Source organism: Streptomyces fuscigenes (assembly GCF_021556455.1).
GTDB lineage: Bacteria > Actinomycetota > Actinomycetes > Streptomycetales > Streptomycetaceae > Streptomyces > Streptomyces fuscigenes.
In genome coordinates this window covers 1-18,272 of the sequence record NZ_JAKGCV010000074.1, presented here as the reverse complement: position 1 = coordinate 18,272, position 18,272 = coordinate 1, and the positions used below count along the sequence as shown (strand labels likewise).

Below are 18,272 nucleotides of genomic sequence, written 5' to 3'. Positions count from 1 at the left end.
GACCACGTCGACCACCACGGGGCCGGCCCCGGGCGGCCAGGGGGGCGGGGCGTCGGAGGCCTCGGCCGAGGACGCGGCGGTCGTCGCCGCCGCGAGCTCCCCGGCCGACGACCCGTTCGACCGGGACGCGCTGCCCGCGCCGCCCGGAGCCACCCGCGCGCTGCTCGGCTCGCTGCTGCGCCCGCTGCGCGGCGGGGTCGTCCTGACGGTGGTGCTGCTGCTGTTCCAGCAGGCCGCAGCGCAGGCCGGGCCGCTGATCGTCGCCTACGCGATCGACCACGCGGTGCCCGCGCTGCGCCACGGCTCGCACGGGCCGCTCATCGCGGTGGGGGTCGCCTACGGGCTCAGTGCCGTGCTCTCGGGCTGGTTCCAGCACTCCTTCATCGGATCCTCGACGCGGGTCAGCCAGGCCGTCCTGTTCGACCTGCGCGGCCGGATCTTCCGCCACGCCCAGGAGCTCAGCGTCGACTTCCACGAGCGCTACACGTCGGGCCGGCTGATCTCGCGGTCGACGACGGACGTCGAGTCGCTGCGCGAGCTGCTCAACGAGGGGCTGCAGGAACTGGTGGCCGTGGTGCTCTCCTTCCTGTACATCGGGGCCACCCTGCTCTACCTCGACTTCGAGCTCGGGGCCGTCGCGGTCCTGTCGTTCCTGCCGCTGTACGCCATGGTCCGCGTCTACCAGCACCGCGCGGGGCGGGTGTTCGCCCGCCGCTCGACCGCGATCGCCGCGGTGATCGTGAAGTTCGCGGAGACGCTGGGCGGCATCCGCCCGGTGCGCGCCTTCCGCCGCGAGCAGGCCAACGACGCCGAGCTCGGCCGGCTCAACGCCCGGCACGAGCGCAGCAACGGCGACTCGATGCTGGAGATGGCCCGCTACGTGGTGGGCTCCCGGCTCATCGCGAACACCGCCGTCGCGGGCCTGGTGCTGTGGGGCGCGTTCCGGGTCGCCGACGGCACGCTCGAACTGGGCGTGCTCGCGGCCGCGGTGCTCTACCTGCGGCGGCTGTACGACCCGATCGACCGCCTCGGCATGTTCCTCAACGCCTACCAGTCGGCGGTGGCGTCGCTGGAGAAGATCGCGGGCCTGCTGGCGCAGCAGCCGGGCGTGCCGGACGCGGCCGATCCCCGCCCGCTGCCGCCCAGGCCCGGCGCCCTGCCCGGCCGCGAGGTCGTCTTCGACGACGTCCGCTTCGCCTACCGCACGGGCGGCGAGGTGCTGCCCTCCTTCGCGCTGACGATCCCGGCGGGCGAGACGGTGGCCGTCGTCGGGTCCACGGGCGCGGGCAAGTCGACGCTCGCGAAGCTGCTCGCGCGCTTCTACGACCCGACGTCCGGCCGGGTCCTGCTGGACGGAGTCGACCTGCGCGACCTGGACACCGCGGAACTGCGGCGCGGCGTGGTGATGGTGACGCAGGAGGCGTTCCTGTTCTCGGGGACGGTCGCCGAGAACATCGCGATCGGCAGCCCGGACGCCTCCCGGGCCGAGATCGAGGCGGCGGCCCGCGCGATCGGCGCGCACGAGTTCATCGCGGCCCTGCCGGACGGCTACGACACCGACGTGCGCAAGCGGGGCGGCCGCATCTCGGCGGGCCAGCGGCAGCTGGTGGCGTTCGCACGCGCCCTGCTCGCGGACCCCGCGGTGCTGATCCTCGACGAGGCGACCAGCTCCCTGGACATCCCCGGCGAACGGGCGGTGCAGCACGCGATGGACACGGTGCTGCGCGGGCGGACGGCGGTGGTGATCGCGCACCGGCTGTCCACGGTGGAGATCGCGGACCGGGTCCTCGTGATGGAGGGCGGCCGGATCGTCGAGGACGGCGCGCCCGCCGAACTGATCGGCGGCACCGGCCGCTTCGCGGGCCTGCACCGGGCGTGGCGGGAGAGCCTCGCGTGAGCTGACGCGCCCCCGCGTGAGCCGACCTGCCCTCGCGGGTCCGGCCGGGGCGCGGGGCGGCAACCGCCCGGCTCCTCGGGCCCGTTGTTGGAGCGGCGCGGGAGGTCCCGCCGGGCACGGGCGGGACCTCCCCCGTCCGTGCCGGCCGGGGCGCGGTCGCGACCGCGCTCCACGGCCATTGAGGCCGCCCCCGTTCCGTAGATTCCGCCCGGGCCCCGAGGGGGCCACGGGCGGGCCGCGGGCAGGAATCCACGGGGCGCGACCGGCGCACCGGAGGCCGGGACCGGGCCGGCGGGCCTCCGGGAGCCGGCCGTTCACCGCGGCCCGGCCCGGCCCGGTGCGGCCGGATCGTTGCGGTCGCACAGGAACGTGTGCGGGGCGCCGGCGGGAGCACACACCGGCGGGGATCCGGGGCCGCTACGTCCGGGTTGCTCACCGTTTCCCGGGCGGTCACGCGGGAGTCGCAACATGCCCGTCACATGAGCGCGTTGGGGCGCAGGGCCGTCACGGCGGGCACTTTCCGGTCAATCACTTGACGCGCCCCTGACAACAACAGGGGTCGGCTGCGAGTCTTCCAGCGTTCGGCAGACGCTCCCATGCACGTGCAACACCGGGCGCACACCCACCGCCCGGTACCCCCCTCGCACAAGGAGACAGCGTGAGATCCACGCCCAAACGCCGCGCCGTGACAACCGGTGCCGCCGTCGCCGCAGCCGCACTCCTCGCCGTCGGTGTCCAGGCAGGCACCGCCTCCGCCGGGAACGCGACCGCTCCGGGCGCGGCCCCCGCGGCCCTGACCGCCGCCGGCTCGGACGCCCGGCCCGGGGCGCTGCCCCGCGAGCTGACCCCCTCGGCGCGCGCCGCGCTGATATCCGCCGCCGAGGCAGCCACCCCGGCCCAGGCGGCCGAGCTCGGCCTCGGCAGCCAGGAGAAGCTCGTCGTCAAGGACGTCGTCCAGGACGCCGACGGCACCACGCACACCCGCTACGAGCGCACCTACCAGGGACTGCCCGTCCTCGGCGGCGACATGGTGGTCGCGACCTCGGCGGCCGGCGCCACCACGTCCGTCGACCGGGCGTCCAAGGCGTCCCTCAAGGGCGTGAGCACGACCGCGGCCGTCGCGCCGGCGGCCGCGCAGAAGCAGGCGCTGAGCGCCGCGGCCGCCGCGGGCTCGTCCAAGAGCGCGCCCGACGCGGCGCCCCGCAAGGTCGTGTGGATGGCCCAGGGCGCCCCGGTCCTCGCCTACGAGACGGTCGTCGGCGGCTTCCAGGAGGACGGCACGCCCAACCAGCTGCACGTCGTCACCGACGCCTCCACCGGCAAGAAGCTGTTCCAGTGGCAGGGCATCGAGACCGGCGTCGGCAACACCGAGTACAGCGGCCAGGTCACCGTGAACTCGGTGAAGTCCGGCTCGACGTACCAGCTCACCGACACCCCCCGCGGCGGGCACAACACCTACAACCTCAACCGCGCGACCAGCGGGCGCGGCACCCTGTTCTCGGGCCCCGACGACGTGTGGGGCAACGGCGTCGGCACCAACACCGAGACGCCCGCCGCGGACGCCGCCTACGGCGCCGGCCTGACGTGGGACTACTACAAGAACGTGCACGGCCGCACCGGCATCAAGGGCAACGGCGTCGCCGCCTACTCCCGCGTCCACTACAGCAGCGGCTACGTCAACGCGTTCTGGGACGACTCCTGCTTCTGCATGACGTACGGCGACGGCGCGGGCAACCGCGCGCCGCTGACGGCGATCGACGTGGCCGGGCACGAGATGTCGCACGGCGTCACCGCCGCCACCGCCGGGCTGGTGTACTCGGGCGAGTCCGGCGGCCTCAACGAGGCCACCTCGGACATCTTCGGCACGGCCGTCGAGTGGTACGCGAACAACACCACCGACCCGGGCGACTACCTGATCGGCGAGAAGATCAACATCAACGGCGACGGCAGCCCGCTGCGCTACATGGACCAGCCGAGCAAGGACGGCGGCTCCGCCGACTACTGGTCCTCCAGCGTCGGACGGCTCGACGTGCACTACTCCTCCGGCGTCGCGAACCACTTCTTCTACCTGCTGTCGGAGGGCAGCGGCGCGAAGACGATCAACGGCGTCAAGTACAACTCCCCGACGGGGGACGGCAAGGCGGTCACCGGCATCGGCCGCGCCAAGGCGGAGCAGATCTGGTTCCGCGCGCTGAGCACCAAGTTCACGAGCAACACGAACTACGCGTCGGCCCGCACCGGCACCCTCGCCGCGGCGGCCGACCTGTACGGCAGCGGCTCGGCCGAGTACAACGCGGTCGCCAACGCCTGGGCGGCCGTGAAGGTCGGCGCCCGCCCGTGAGCCACCGGCGGTCCGGGACCCGCGCGCCGCGGGCGTGAGTCCCGCCCGCCACCGCACCCCGCGGCCCGCCCGGCACCCGGGCGGGCCGCTCCGCTCCGGGGCCCCACTCCCCGGACGCGGCACCGCACGTGCCACCGCTCCGCGCGGCGACAGGGCCGGCCGGGTCCACACGACCCGGCCGGCCCTGTTGTGCATGTCTCCCCCGCCCGGCTCCGCGGTGTGAACGGCGCGATCGGGGGCAAGCGCAGCCCATCGCCATCCACCGGTGGACGGTGTGCACGGCGAGAGCGGAAGGGATGTGCCATGAGCGTGGACGACAGGGCCGGGTACACCGGCAACGAGCTCGACGGCACAGTGAGGCAGGCGGCTGCGGCCGCCCCGCCCAACGGTACCGGCACCGGCACCGGCTGCGAGTCAGGACCGCGCCGAGCCGTCGCCCCACGGGCCGACAGGCGCGCCGGAGGCGGCCCCGGGCGCTGAGCCCGGCACGCCTCGCCGGCATCCCCGTGGCCCCTGACGCGACATGCGGCGGAGTCACCCGCATCCGAAGGGCCCGCGACGCGGTCCCCGCATCCCCGAACCGGGACGCCGGGCCGACCCGCGAGGTCGACCGGCACCGTAGCCGTCCGCGTACACGCGCCGTCACGGCGGCACCGGTCGACCCCGCGGTCCCCGTTTCGCGCAGGCCGCCCCCACAGGGGCCGCGCGGTGGACCGGGCATGCGCCGGGCCCGCAGGGGCAGCTCCCCACCCTCCGTCTCCGGGCCGTCCGCCCGGTGGACCGTGCGGGGCGGGCGGCAGGGACGAACAGTAAGGAGTGACCATGGGCGAGTGGAGACCTGCAGAACCGCGAGAACGCGGAGCAACCGACATGAAGGAGCCGCAAGGAGCCCGCTCCGCCGGCGGCAGCGGCGACGCGCGGGCGCTGGCGAGGACACTGGAGGCCGCGGAGGCCGCACCGCCCGTCGAGTCGCTCGACGTGGTGGCCCGGCTGCTCAGGGAACGCCTCGGCGCCACGTCCGTGTCCTTCCTGATCGTCGACTTCACGGGGAGCTCGGTCGTCCGGCTGGGCGATGCGGGTTCCGTGGAGACCACCCGGCCCGCGCAGCGCCTGGCGCTGCGCGGCACGCGGTACGACGACGTGATCCGCAGCCAGGTGCCGCACGTGGAGGAGCGGCGCGGGCAGGCCGCCCGGGTCCTCGCACCGGTGACCAACCGCGGTGACGCCATCGGCCTGCTCGAACTGTTCCTGCCCGAGCCCCCGGACGCGGACATGATGCGGGAGATCGGCGAGGCGGCCCACGCGCTCGCCTACGTCGTCATCGCCAACCGGTCCTTCACCGACCTGTACCAGTGGGGCCGGCGCACCGTTCCGCTGAGCCTCGCCGCGGAGATCCAGCACCGGCTGCTGCCGCCGTCGCTGGCCTGCGAGGCAGCGCAGTTCGCGATCGCCGGGGCGCTGGAGCCCGCCGAGCGCGTCGGCGGGGACACCTTCGACTACGTGCTCGACCGGGACGCGGTCCAGCTGTCCGTCACGGACGCCATGGGCCACGACGTCGCCGCCGCGCTGCTCGCCACCCTCGCGGTGGGTGCGCTGCGTCGCGCCCGGCGTGCGGGCGACAGCCTGCCGGAGCAGGCCCGGCAGGCCGACGAGGCCGTGCGGCAGCACGGCGCGGAGGGCTACGTCACCGGGCAGCTCCTGCGGATCAGCCTGCTCGACGGGCGCACCGAGTTCGTGAACGCAGGGCATCCCTGGCCCCTGCGGATGAGGGACGGCGCGGTGGAGCAGATCGTCCCGGACATCGACATGCCCTTCGGCTTCCAGCTGCCGCACACCTACCGGGTTCAGTCCCTCGACCTGCGGCCCGGCGACCGGCTGGTGCTGCTGACGGACGGCATGCTGGAGCGCAACGACCCCGGCCTGGACCTGGCGGACCTGATCGTCCGCACCCGTGAGCTCCACCCCCGGGAGGCCGCGCGCGCCCTCATCGGGGCCGTCGTCGACGCCGACGGCGACCACCTCAAGGACGACGCGACCGTGCTGTGCCTGGACTGGCACGGCCTCGACAGCCGGGAGCGCGACGCCGCCACCGGCGCGAGCCTCGCCGACGCCTCGCGTCCGGCCCGCTGAGCCGGAGGGCTTCGGTCGGTCCGCGGTCCACCGGGGGGCACTCCGGCGGGCCGCGCTCTGCTCGGGCGCCCCGGGCCCCGCCCGGCCCGGGGCGCCCGGCGGCCTGGCTAGGCTGGGGGCCGGTCCGTGTCCCGCCTTCTGTGTCTGGAGCCTGTCCGTGCGTTCGTGGCGACGTTGTCTGGATCTCGCGGGGGTGCGGCCGGCCGGGCTGCGCGCCGACTACACCGCCGCCGCGCGCTACCTGCGCCGCCGGGAGCCCGCCCTGTACGGGGTGGTGCGCCTCCAGGCCCCGGCCGCCTTCCTGCCGCACGCGCTGACCGGCGCCTCCATGCTCGGCTTCACCGACGACGTGTGCGACAAGGGCAGCCCGGCGGACCGCGTCCGCCAGCTCGACGCCTGGACGGGGCACGTGACGCGCGCCCTGGACACGGGCGACTCGCACCACCCGCTGCTGCGGGCCTTCGTCCACTCGGCCGCCGAGGCGGGCCTGCCGCGCCACTGGTTCGACGACTACCTGGCGGGCACGCGGATCGACCTGGAGTTCCCCGGGTTCGCCGACGAGTCCGCCTACCAGCACTACATCGACACGCTGACCTGGCCCGGCATCATGCTCAGCACCGGCCTGACCCCGCATCTGGTGCCCGACGACGAGTACGCCGCGTCCTGCCGGCTGGTCGCCGACGCGTGCCAGCGCACCGACCTGCTCACGGACCTCACCGAGGACGTCGCCGAGGGCCGCTACGCCCTGCCCCTCACCGACCTGGACCGCTTCGGCGTGAGCCAGGAGGACCTGGTGCGGGGCCGCGCCACGGGCGCCGTGCGCGAACTGGTCCTGGCGACCGCCGACCGGGCCCGGGCCACGCTGCTGGAGGCGGGACGCGTGGTGGCGCAGGTCCCCGTCGAGTACCGCCCGCTGGTCCGCGTGCTGCTCGGCCTCTACCACCACCGGCTCGACGTGATCGGCGCGATGGGCGCCGACGTGGTGCGCCGCCCGGTCGCCGACAACCCGGCGGACTGCCTGCGCCTGGTCGCGCAGTCCCGGCACGAGCCGCTCCCGCTGACGCTGTCCGCCTGAGCGGGCGCCTGCCGCGCGGACGGCGCCCGGCGCACCCGCGCGGGCCCGCCGCGCCGGACCGTACCCGCGTACGGTCCGGGCCTGCGGGCCCGCGGTTCTGCAGGGTCCCCGCGGGCCGGCCTAGTTGGGGTTCTCGGCGTTGGTGAGCGTCTCCCAGGCGACGAAGAGGTCGTTCGTCCCGGCGGGCCGCTGCCGCTCGGTCAGCGCCTGGGTGTTGGTCATCGCGATGCCCTTGCGGGTGTTGAGCGCGTTGAAGCCGACCTCGGTGATCGGGCCCAGGCCGAGCGTCAGGTTCTTGCCCGGGCACAGGTTGGAGGGCTTGGCCGCGGCCTTGGTCTCGAACTTCGACTGGAAGCCGAGGGCCTGGCGCAGCCGCTCGCCGACCTGCGGGTAGAGGTCCTGGCCCTGGATGCGGGCGGTCTCGTAGACGTGCCCGATGTTCGAGATGCCGTAGCCGGTGTGGACGAAGTCGCGGCAGGTCTCCTGGGTGACGCCGGTCATCGAGGAGTCGAACGTCGACTGGCCCTGCCAGTAGTTGACGATCTTGTCGCGGGTGTCGAGGTTCTGGCTCGGGACCGTCTTCGGCAGGCTGCCGTCCGTGGGCAGGTAGACGTAGGCGGCGGTGCGGGTCAGGTACTTGGAGATGGCGGTGTCGTAGTCCGTCTTGTCGTCGAGGTAGACGGAGATGCTGACCGCCGCCTCCATCATCGTCAGCTCCCAGTTCCCGTTGGAGTTGGAGCCCTTGATGAGGGTCGGCATGTAGACGTTGCGCAGCATCGTGTCGAAGCGGGCCTCGTTCGGCCAGTTCCCGTACACGTGCTTGATGATCTCCGCGGCCTTCGGCCAGGACGCGCCGGCCCAGCCGGTCTGGAGGGGCGCGTTCGAGTTGGTGTGCTGCTGGATGGTGGCGGACCAGGCGTCCATGAGCTGGATCGCCTTCTGCGCGTACCGGTCGTCGCGGGTGATGTACCAGGCCAGCGCGTCGGTGTAGGCGGCTATCGCGTCCTGCCGCTCGTCGGTGCAGCCGTTGTTGGGGTTGGAGTACGAGCCGCACTCCACGTTCGCCCGGGGCTTGGGCGTCCGGTTCAGGTCGGCGTACTTGCTGGAGATCATCTGGTTGTAGGCGGACTTCCAGGGCTCCGCGCCCGCCTGCACCTTGCCGCGCACGAAGTCGAGCTGCGCGGTGCTCAGGTTGACACCGGGGTGGACGAAGGCGGCGGGCGCGGCGGCCACCGCCGGTGCGGCGGCCGGTGCGGCGGCGGGGCGGGCGGCCGGTCCTGCGGCCGAGGCGGGCGCCATGCACAGGGCGGCCGTGACACCGGCGAGCGCGGTGCCGAGGGCGATGAGGCGCGAGGTCTTTCCGGTGCGCATGTGGGGATGCCTTCCGGTGCGTGGGGAGGCCACAACTCTGCCCGCGCCGCGATCAGTTGTTCATCTACATGAACGTCGGGTGAAGTTGTGAACCAATTGACAGGGAAGGTAGAGCCGCCGGACCGGGCGCGTCAAGGTCCGTACCTTTTCCGGTGGATGACCCCCCGGCCGCGCAACCCCCAGGGCCGTGCCCCCGGGTGCCGGTGCCGACGCCAGTGGCCCGCTCCCCCGCGACGCCCGCGGCCCCGGCATACATCCGGCCCGCCGCCCTCGCCGGACCCGGTCGCCGGTTCGCACCCGTGAACGCCGGGCGCCCCGGAACCTGTTCGGTTCCGGGGCGCCCGGGTGGTCGTCGCGGCCGGACGGCCGGCCGCGTCGGGGCCTGCGCAAGGCCCCGGTGCGGGGCCCTGCGAGCCCTCCTTCACGAACTACCGCATCAGCACGCCCGCGTGCCGGCCGGCCGCCTCCGTGGGCAGCGTGACCAGGCCGAGGTCGGCCGCGTTCGCCAGCAGCCCGTGCGACGGCAGCACCCGGACCGTGTAGCCGAAGGGGCCCGTCCGGTCGAGGCCCAGGGCACCCTCGTAGACCCAGCGGCCCTCCCCGTCGCTGCCGCCGGACGGCTTGAGCGGGAACGTCCGCGCCTCCGCGATCGCGTCGTCCGAGCCGACCCGTCCCGCGACCGCCTGCACCTCGACGTCGTCGGGCCGCAGCTCGCCGAGGCTCACGCCGACCCGCAGCGACAGCGTCGCTCCCAGCTCGGCCCGCGAGCGTGCCGCGTCCGCCGAGACCGTCTCGACGTGGTCCACCCCGACGTACGGCCACAGCGTGCGCACCCGGTGCTTCCAGGCGGCCAGTTCGGCCGCCGCCCCGGCGTCCAGGGCCCGGTGGGCCAGCGCCGCCGGCGCGTACAGCCGCTCGACGTACTCGCGCACCATCCGGCCCGCGACCACCTTCGGGCCGAGCGTCGCCAGCGTGCGCCGGACCATCTCGATCCAGCGGCCCGGCAGGCCGTCCTCGCCGGCGCCCCGGCCCCGGTCGTAGAAGCGCGGCGCGATCCGGTTCTCGATCAGCTCGTAGAGGGCGCCAGCCTCCAGCTCGTCGCGCCGGTGCTCGTCGGCGGCGGCCGAGCCGTCCGCCGTGGGAATGGCCCAGCCGAGGTCGGGCTCGTACCACTCGTCCCACCAGCCGTCCAGGACCGAGAGGTTGAGGCAGCCGTTGAGCGCGGCCTTCATCCCGCTGGTGCCGCACGCCTCCAGGGGGCGCAGCGGGTTGTTGAGCCACACGTCGCAGCCCGGGTAGAGGTTCTGCGCCATGCCCATGCCGTAGTCCGGCAGGAAGACGATCCGGTGCCGCACCCGGGGGTCGTCCGCGAAGTGCACCAGCTCCTGGATGAGCCGCTTGCCGCCGTCGTCGGCGGGGTGCGCCTTGCCGGCCACCACGATCTGCACCGGCCGCTCGGGGTCGAGCAGCATGCGCCGCAGCCGGTCCGGGTCGCGCAGCATCAGGGTGAGGCGCTTGTACGAGGGCACGCGCCGGGCGAAGCCGATGGTCAGCACGTCCGGGTCGAGGACGCCGTCGATCCAGCCCAGTTCGGCGGCCGCCGCGCCGCGCTGCCGCCAGGAGGCGCGCAGCCGCTCGCGCACCTCCTCGACGAGCCGGCCGCGCAGCGCGCGCCGCACCGCCCACACGTCCTCGTCGGGGATGCCGGCCATGGCCTGCCAGCGTTCGGGGCCGCCGACGCTCAGCGCCTGCTCCGCCGGTCCCTCGCCGATCTGCCGGGCGCCGAGCGCGGCGACCTCGGGTGCCACCCAGGTCGGCGCGTGCACGCCGTTGGTGACGGAGGTGATCGGCACCTCCTCGGCGTCGAATCCCGGCCACAGTCCGGCGAACATCTCCCGGCTGACCGCGCCGTGCAGCGTGGAGACGCCGTTGGCGCGGCCCGCGAGCCTGAGGCCCATCACGGCCATGTTGAACAGGTTGGGGTCGCCGCCCTCGTACGTCTCCAGGCCGAGGTCGAGGACCCGCTCCACCTCGACGCCGGGCAGTTCCCCGCCTTCGCTGAAGTGATGGGCGACCAGCGCCCGGTCGAAGCGGTCGATGCCCGCGGGCACGGGGGTGTGGGTCGTGAAGACCGTGCCGGCCCGGACCGCCTCGAGCGCGGCCTCGAAGCCGGCGCCCCCGGGGTCCCGGGCGACCAGCTCCCGGATCCGCTCCAGGCCGAGGAAGCCGGCGTGGCCCTCGTTGGTGTGGAAGACCTCGGGCTCCGGGTGGCCGGTGAGCCGGCAGTAGGCGCGCACGGCCCGGACCCCGCCGATGCCGAGGAGCATCTCCTGGAGCAGCCGGTGCTCGCTGCCGCCGCCGTAGAGGCGGTCGGTGACCTCGCGTTCGTTCTGGCCGTTCTCCTCGACGTCGGAGTCCAGCAGGAGCAGCGGGACCCGGCCGACCCGGGCCTGCCAGACGCGGGCCCGCAGCGCCCGGCCGCCCGGCAGCGCCAATCGGACCTCGGCGGGGGTGCCGTCCTGTTCGCGCAGCTGGGTCAGCGGCAGCTCGTGCGGGTCGAGGACCGGGTAGGTCTCCTGCTGCCAGCCGTCGCGGGAGAGGGACTGGCGGAAGTAGCCGTGCCGGTAGAGCAGCCCGACGCCGATCAGCGGGACGCCCAGGTCGCTGGCCGATTTCAGGTGGTCGCCGGCGAGGATGCCGAGGCCGCCCGAGTACTGCGGCAGGGCCGCGGTGATGCCGAACTCGGGTGAGAAGTAGGCGATGGCGGCCGGCAGGCCGCCGGGGCCGGAGGCGGCGCCGCCGTAGGCCGCCGCCTCCTCGGCCACCGGGCCGTCCGCCGCGTCGTCCGCGCCGGCGTCGCGGCGCTGGTACCAGCGGTCCTCGTGCAGATAGGCGTCCAGGTCGGCGGCGGCCGCGTCCAGCCTGTCCACGAAGGACCGGTCGGCGGCCAGCTCGGCCAGGCGCGCCGCCGAGACGGAGCCGAGCAGCCGGACCGGGTCGCGGCCGGCGGCCTGCCAGCCCTCCGGGTCGACGGCCTCGAACAGCTCGCGGGTGCCCGTGTGCCAGGACCAGCGCAGGTTGCGAGCCAGGTCGCTCAGCGGGCCGAGGGGCTCGGGCAGCACCGGACGGACGGTGAACCGACGGATTGCCTTCACGTGCTCCACCTTCGCAAGGGACGTACGTATCGGAGGGGACGCACCGTGCCGGGCGTCCCGCCGTGGTGAGACGTTAGCCCGACCCTGCCCCCGACAACCACGGCGCATTCGCGCGCGTCGCGGCCGTTTCCGCGCCGTACCGGCCGCGTACGCCGCTCAGCCCCGCCCCGTTGGGCCGGCGCATATGCCACCTCGTGAAGAGTGTCTGCCGGGCGGCTTCGCGGACTCGCGCTCGCCGTCCGCCCGGTGGAGGATTGGGTGACCGTTCCGGCGCGGGGAGTCATCACTCCGCCGGATGGGCATGCCTGCTCGCACGGAAGGCTCCCCCGTACGCATGGTTGGGGACTGCTATTCGGGTGAACCCTGAAGAGCACGGGCGGGAACGGCCCTGCTCGCGCCGTGTCCGCAGTCGATCAAGCAGCTAAAAAGAACAGCAAAACGAGTACAAAATCTGATTGCCACCCACTTGCCCGTTCGGTGCTCCACCTGCCGTGCTCGAAGGTGACGCTCCCGCCCGGCCCCACCCGTCAGACGTGTCCTGCTCGTCACTCCGCCCAGCCCTCAGGTGATTCGGTGAAACTGATCGGTCGTATCCCCGTCCTGGACGTATCCCCCCTCGTCGACGGCGGCAGACGCCCCGCGAAGGCGGTGAGCGGTGAGACCTTCCAGGTCACCGCGACCGTCTTCCGCGAGGGCCACGACGCCGTCGCCGCCAATGTCGTGCTCACCGACCCGGCCGGCCGGCCCGGCCCGTTCACGCCGATGTCCGAACTGGCCCCGGGCACGGACCGGTGGGGCGCGGAGGTCACCCCGACGGAGGAGGGCGCGTGGACGTACACGGTGGAGGCCTGGAGCGATCCCGTCGCCACGTGGCGCCACACGGCCGGGGTCAAGATCCCGGCGGGCATCGACACGGAGCTCGTCTTCGCCGAGGGGGCCGCGCTGTACGAGCGGGCCGCCGAGGGCGTGCCGAAGCGTGAGGGCCGGGAGTCGGTGCTCGACGCGGCGGACGCCCTGCGGGACACGTCGCGGCCGGCCGCGGCCCGGCTGGCGGCCGCGCTGACGCCGGACGTCGACGAGGCCCTCGCGAAGCACCCGTTGCGGGACCTGCTCACGCAGTCCAGGGCGCTGCCGCTGCGCGTGGAGCGCCGCCGGGCCCTGTACGGGTCCTGGTACGAGATGTTCCCCCGCTCGGAGGGCGCGGTCGTCGAGCCGGGGAAGCCACCGGTGAGCGGCACGTTCGCCACGGCGGCCGAGCGGCTGCCGGCGATCGCCGCCATGGGCTTCGACGTGGTGTACCTGCCGCCCATCCACCCCATCGGCACCACCTTCCGCAAGGGCCCCAACAACACGCTGTCCGCGGGCCCCCACGACGTGGGCGTGCCGTGGGCCATCGGCTCGGCGGACGGCGGCCACGACGCGGTCCACCCCGACCTCGGCACCATCGAGGACTTCGACCGGTTCGTGGAGACCGCCCGCGACCTGCGGATGGAGATCGCCCTGGACTTCGCCCTCCAGTGCTCCCCGGACCACCCGTGGGTGACGCGCAAGCCGGACTGGTTCCACCACCGGCCGGACGGCACGATCGCGTACGCGGAGAACCCGCCGAAGAAGTACCAGGACATCTACCCGATCGCGTTCGACGCGGACATGCGCGGGCTCGTGCGGGAAACCGTGCGGATCCTGCGGTACTGGATGGAACACGGGGTACGCGTCTTCCGTGTCGACAACCCGCACACGAAGCCGGTGGTCTTCTGGGAGAAGGTCATCCGCACCGTCAACCGCACCGACCCCGACGTGATCTTCCTCGCCGAGGCGTTCACCCGCCCCGCGATGATGCGGACGCTGGCGGCCGTGGGCTTCCAGCAGTCCTACACCTACTTCACCTGGCGCAACTCGAAGCAGGAACTGACGGAGTACCTCACCGAGCTGTCCGGTGAGACCTCCGCGTACATGCGCCCGAATTTCTTCGTCAACACCCCGGACATCCTGCACGGCTACCTTCAGCACGGCGGCCGGCCCGCGTTCGAGGTGCGCGCGGTGCTGGCGGCGACGATGTCTCCGTCCTGGGGTGTGTACGCGGGCTTCGAGCTGTGCGAGGGCACGCCGGCCCACCCCGGCAGTGAGGAGTACATGGACTCCGAGAAGTACCAGCTCCGGCCCAGGGACTGGGAGGCGGCCGAGCGCGAGGGCCGCACCATCGCGCCGCTGATCACGACACTGAACCGGCTCAGGCGGCGGCATCCCGCGCTCCAGCAGCTGCGGGACGTCCACTTCCACCACACCGACAACGACTCGGTCCTGGCCTTCAGCAAGCGGGCAGGTTCGAACATCGTTCTGGTGGTCGTCAACCTCGACCCGCACCACACCCAGGAGGCGACGGTCTCGTTGGACATGCCGCGGCTCGGCCTCGCATGGCACGAGACCGTCCCGGTGCGCGACGAGCTCACCGGCGACACCTACCACTGGGGCAGGGCCAACTATGTGCGCCTGGACCCGGGCGTCACGCCCGCGCACATCGTCGCCCTGCGACCGTCCCCGCCGATCGGAGGGTCACCCACATCATGATCGTCAACGAGCCCGTCCACGACACCTTCGAGGACACTCCCGCAAAGGATCGCAACCCCGACTGGTTCAAACGGGCCGTCTTCTACGAGGTCCTGGTGCGCTCGTTCCAGGACAGCAACGGCGACGGCATCGGTGACCTCAAGGGCCTCACCGCCAAGCTCGACTACCTGCAGTGGCTCGGGGTGGACTGCCTCTGGCTGCCGCCGTTCTTCAAGTCCCCGCTGCGCGACGGCGGGTACGACGTGTCGGACTACACGGCGGTGCTGCCGGAGTTCGGCGACCTGGCCGACTTCGTGGAGTTCGTCGACGCCGCCCACCAGCGCGGCATGCGCGTGATCATCGACGTGGTGATGAACCACACCAGCGACCAGCACCCGTGGTTCCAGGAGTCGCGCACCAACCCGGACGGCCCGTACGGCGATTACTACATGTGGGCCGACGACGACAAGCAGTACGGCGACGCCCGCATCATCTTCGTCGACACCGAGGCGTCCAACTGGACGTTCGACCCGGTGCGCAAGCAGTACTACTGGCACCGGTTCTTCTCGCACCAGCCGGACCTCAACTACGAGAACCCGGCCGTGCAGGAGGAGATGATCTCCGCCCTGCGGTTCTGGCTCGACCTCGGCATCGACGGCTTCCGCCTCGACGCCGTGCCCTACCTGTACGCGGAGGAGGGCACCAACTGCGAGAACCTGCCGCAGTCGCACGCCTTCCTCAAGCGCGTGCGCGCGGAGATCGACGCGCACTACCCGGACACCGTGCTGCTCGCCGAGGCCAACCAGTGGCCCGAGGACGTCGTCGACTACTTCGGCGACTACGAACAGGGCGGCGACGAATGCCACATGGCGTTCCACTTCCCGGTGATGCCGCGCATCTTCATGGCCGTGCGCCGCGAGTCGCGCTATCCGGTCTCCGAGATCCTGGCGAAGACGCCGGCCATCCCGAGCGGCTGCCAGTGGGGCATCTTCCTGCGCAACCACGACGAGCTCACCCTCGAAATGGTCACGGACGAAGAACGCGACTACATGTACGCGGAGTACGCCAAGGACCCGCGGATGCGCGCCAACATCGGCATCCGCCGGCGCCTCGCCCCGCTGCTGGACAACGACCGCAACCAGATCGAGCTGTTCACCGCGCTGCTGCTGTCGCTGCCCGGCTCGCCGATCCTGTACTACGGCGACGAGATCGGCATGGGCGACAACATCTGGCTGGGCGACCGCGACGCGGTGCGCACACCCATGCAGTGGACGCCCGACCGCAACGCGGGCTTCTCCTCCAGCGACCCGGGGCGGCTCTACCTGCCGACGATCATGGACCCGGTCTACGGCTACCAGGTCACCAACGTCGAGGCGGCCATGGCGTCGCCGTCGTCGCTGCTGCACTGGACGCGCCGGATGATCGAGATCCGCAAGCAGAACCCGGCGTTCGGCATCGGGTCGTACACCGAACTGCCCTCGTCGAACCCGGCGGTGCTCGCCTTCCTGCGGGAGGCTCCCTCGTCGGAGGGCAACGGCGACGACCTCGTGCTGTGCGTGCACAACTTCTCGCGGTTCGCCCAGCCCACCGAGCTGGACCTGCGCGAGTACAGCGGCCGGCACCCGGTGGAGCTGATCGGCGGGGTGCGCTTCCCCGCCATCGGCGAGTGGCCCTACCTGCTGACGCTGGCGGGGCACGGGTTCTACTGGTTCCGGCTGCGCAAGGACGCGGCGCCCGCGCCGATGTCGTCGGGTCCCTCCCTCGGCTCCGGGGTCGGCGCGGCCCCCGGCACCAAGCCCCTCCCGGGCAGCCCCGAAGCGGGACCCGACCCGGCCGCCACCGGGGCGGACACCCCTGCGGGGACCGTGCCGGGCGCGACGGCCGCCTCCCGTCCGGCGGCCCCGCCGGCACCCGGCGGGGCGCCCGCTCCCGGGAAGCCGCGCTCCTGACGGTCCGCGCCGGCGCGCGCGGGAGCGGCGCGCCGGCGCGGACCGGACCGACGGCGCCCGTGCGGGGCGGTTTCCACCGCCCGGCACGGGGCACTCTCACGGACGGCCGGTTCGTGGGGCACGGGCCGCGTCCGGATCGTCCGTCACGGGCCCGACCCCGTACGGACCATCCTCACCCGACACATCCCGTACAGCCGGACAGCAACTGCCGCAATCCGGGACACTCTGCGCATCCTGTGGTGTGCCCGGGGAAAGGACGCGCTGCCATGCCGAAGGCTGCATCCACCCGGAGTACCGCACGTCCCGCGGGCGTGCGGACCCTCACACCGTCCGCCGCCGCGGCGGCCACCGTCGACTCCCTCGCCCCGCTGCTGCGGGAATGGCTGCCCAGGCAGCGCTGGTTCGCGGGCAAGGGCCGAAGCCTCACCGCGCTCGTCCCGGTCTCGGTGACCGAACTGCTGCCTCCGGTCCCCTCGGGCGGCGAGGGCCCGGGGCTGCTGCACCTGCTGCTACGGGTCGAGCAGCACGACACGGGCCGGCCCTCGGCCGCCCCCGGCGGCGGCGACTGCTACCAACTGCTGCTCGGCGTAAGGACGTCGCTGCCGCCGCACCTCGGGCCCGCCCTGGTCGGGCGGGCGGCGCAGGGGCCCCTCGCGGGCCGTACCGTCTACGACGCGGTCCACGACCCCTACCTCGCGGGCGTGCTGATGGACCGGCTGCGCAGTGTCGAGCAGGTCGGACCGCTGCGCTTCGGCCGCGCGGACCGCATCCCGGCCGCACTGGCCCCCCGGCTGCTCGACGCCGAGCAGTCCAACACCTCGCTGGTCTACGGCGACGCCTACATCCTCAAGATCCTGCGACGGGTCGTCCCGGGACCCCACCCGGACCTGGAACTCCCGCTGGCGCTCGCGGCGGAGGGCTGCGCGCGGGTGCCGGCCCCGGTGGCGTGGTTCGAGGCGGCCGATCCGGCGGGCAGCGGCGAGCAGCTGACGCTCGGCGTCCTGCAGCCGTACCTGCGCGGTTCCACCGACGGCTGGCAGCTCGCGCTGGCGGCGCTCTCCGGCGGCCGCGACTTCGTGCCCGAGGCCCGCGAGCTGGGCCGGGCCACCGCCGAGGTCCACCTCGCCCTCGCCTCCGCGCTGCCGACCGTGGTGCTGGACGCCGCGCGCACGGCCCAGCTCGCCGAGGCCATGAACCGCAGGCTGGACACCGCGGCGCAGGCGGTCCCCGCCCTGATGCCCCACGCGCCCGGGCTGCGTGCCGCGTTCGACGCCCTCGGGCGCCTCGGCACCCGCACCCGGCCGGCCCAGCGCGTCCACGGCGACCTGCACCTGGGGCAGACCCTGCGCAGCCCCGACGGCAGCTGGTCGGTGATCGACTTCGAGGGCGAGCCGGCCCGGCCGCTCGCCGAGCGCCGCAGGCCGCAGCCCCCGGTGCGCGACGTCGCGGGCATGCTCCGCTCCTTCGACTACGCGGCACGCTCCCACGAGCCGTGGCGCGGGGACTGGGCCGCGCGCTGCCGCGACGCGTACTGCGAGGGATACGCGCAGGCCGCGGGCACCGATCCGCGCGACGAGCCGGAACTGCTGCGCGCCTACGAGACGGACAAGGCGATCTACGAGGTGCTGTACGAGGCCCGGCACCGCCCCGACTGGCTGCCGGTGCCGATGGCCGCGATCGAGCGGCTGGCGGCGGGGCGGTGAGGTGCCGGGGCCCGTGGACCCGGCCGCTCGGTGATCGGGTCCCGTGTCGGCGCCGCGGCGCCGCCGCACGGCCCGCGCCCGCCCGTCCGGGTGGCGTCCGGACG

At 73.6% G+C, this 18,272-nt stretch carries 8 protein-coding genes and 1 pseudogene; 7 read left to right on the top strand and 2 right to left on the bottom strand.

The window, feature by feature from the left end:
- The 4 genes from L1885_RS09750 to L1885_RS09735 form a co-directional block, all read left to right on the top strand.
- Positions 1 to 1,897, top strand: a 1,897-nt coding sequence (locus tag L1885_RS09750) for an ABC transporter ATP-binding protein (protein WP_235796629.1), incomplete at its 5' end; no start/stop codon positions are given.
- Between the two features lie 658 nt (positions 1,898 to 2,555).
- Positions 2,556 to 4,238, top strand: a complete 1,683-nt coding sequence (locus tag L1885_RS09745; RefSeq protein WP_235796628.1) for a M4 family metallopeptidase — start codon at positions 2,556 to 2,558, stop codon at positions 4,236 to 4,238.
- Positions 4,239 to 5,108: 870 nt separating this feature from the next.
- Complete coding sequence (locus L1885_RS09740; protein WP_235796627.1) at positions 5,109 to 6,368, top strand: PP2C family protein-serine/threonine phosphatase; 1,260 nt, start codon at positions 5,109 to 5,111, stop codon at positions 6,366 to 6,368.
- 157 nt (positions 6,369 to 6,525) lie between these two features.
- On the top strand, positions 6,526 to 7,443 hold the full coding sequence (locus tag L1885_RS09735) for a squalene/phytoene synthase family protein (protein WP_235796626.1): 918 nt from the start codon (positions 6,526 to 6,528) through the stop codon (positions 7,441 to 7,443).
- A gap of 120 nt (positions 7,444 to 7,563) precedes the next feature.
- Here the strand turns inward: L1885_RS09735 and L1885_RS09730 are convergent, their stop codons facing one another.
- The gene (locus tag L1885_RS09730; RefSeq protein ID WP_235796625.1) at positions 7,564 to 8,814 is read right to left on the bottom strand and encodes an alginate lyase family protein; all 1,251 of its coding nucleotides are present in this window, start codon (positions 8,812 to 8,814) and stop codon (positions 7,564 to 7,566) included.
- A 428-nt stretch (positions 8,815 to 9,242) separates the two neighbouring features.
- Complete coding sequence (gene glgP, locus L1885_RS09725; protein WP_235796624.1) at positions 9,243 to 11,969, bottom strand: alpha-glucan family phosphorylase; 2,727 nt, start codon at positions 11,967 to 11,969, stop codon at positions 9,243 to 9,245.
- Positions 11,970 to 12,548: 579 nt separating this feature from the next.
- Here glgP and L1885_RS09720 point away from each other — a divergent pair.
- From L1885_RS09720 to L1885_RS09710, 3 genes and pseudogenes are all read left to right on the top strand, one after another.
- Positions 12,549 to 14,537, top strand: a complete 1,989-nt coding sequence (locus tag L1885_RS09720) for an alpha-1,4-glucan--maltose-1-phosphate maltosyltransferase (RefSeq protein ID WP_235796630.1) — start codon at positions 12,549 to 12,551, stop codon at positions 14,535 to 14,537.
- Positions 14,534 to 16,249, top strand: a pseudogene (gene treS / locus L1885_RS09715) (maltose alpha-D-glucosyltransferase); the annotation flags it as partial. The gene L1885_RS09720 and the pseudogene treS, both read left to right, overlap by 4 nt.
- 482 nt (positions 16,250 to 16,731) lie before the next feature.
- On the top strand, positions 16,732 to 18,168 hold the full coding sequence (locus tag L1885_RS09710; RefSeq protein ID WP_235796623.1) for a maltokinase N-terminal cap-like domain-containing protein: 1,437 nt from the start codon (positions 16,732 to 16,734) through the stop codon (positions 18,166 to 18,168).
- The last annotated feature ends 104 nt before the right edge of the window (positions 18,169 to 18,272 follow it).

Excerpts from the sequence above, each read along its gene's own strand:
- L1885_RS09730 (WP_235796625.1), bottom strand. The coding sequence starts at position 8,814 with ATGCGCACCGGAAAGACCTCGCGCCTCATCGCCCTCGGCACCGCGCTC.
- L1885_RS09710 (WP_235796623.1), top strand. The coding sequence starts at position 16,732 with ATGCCGAAGGCTGCATCCACCCGGAGTACCGCACGTCCCGCGGGCGTG.
- L1885_RS09740 (WP_235796627.1), top strand. The coding sequence starts at position 5,109 with ATGAAGGAGCCGCAAGGAGCCCGCTCCGCCGGCGGCAGCGGCGACGCG.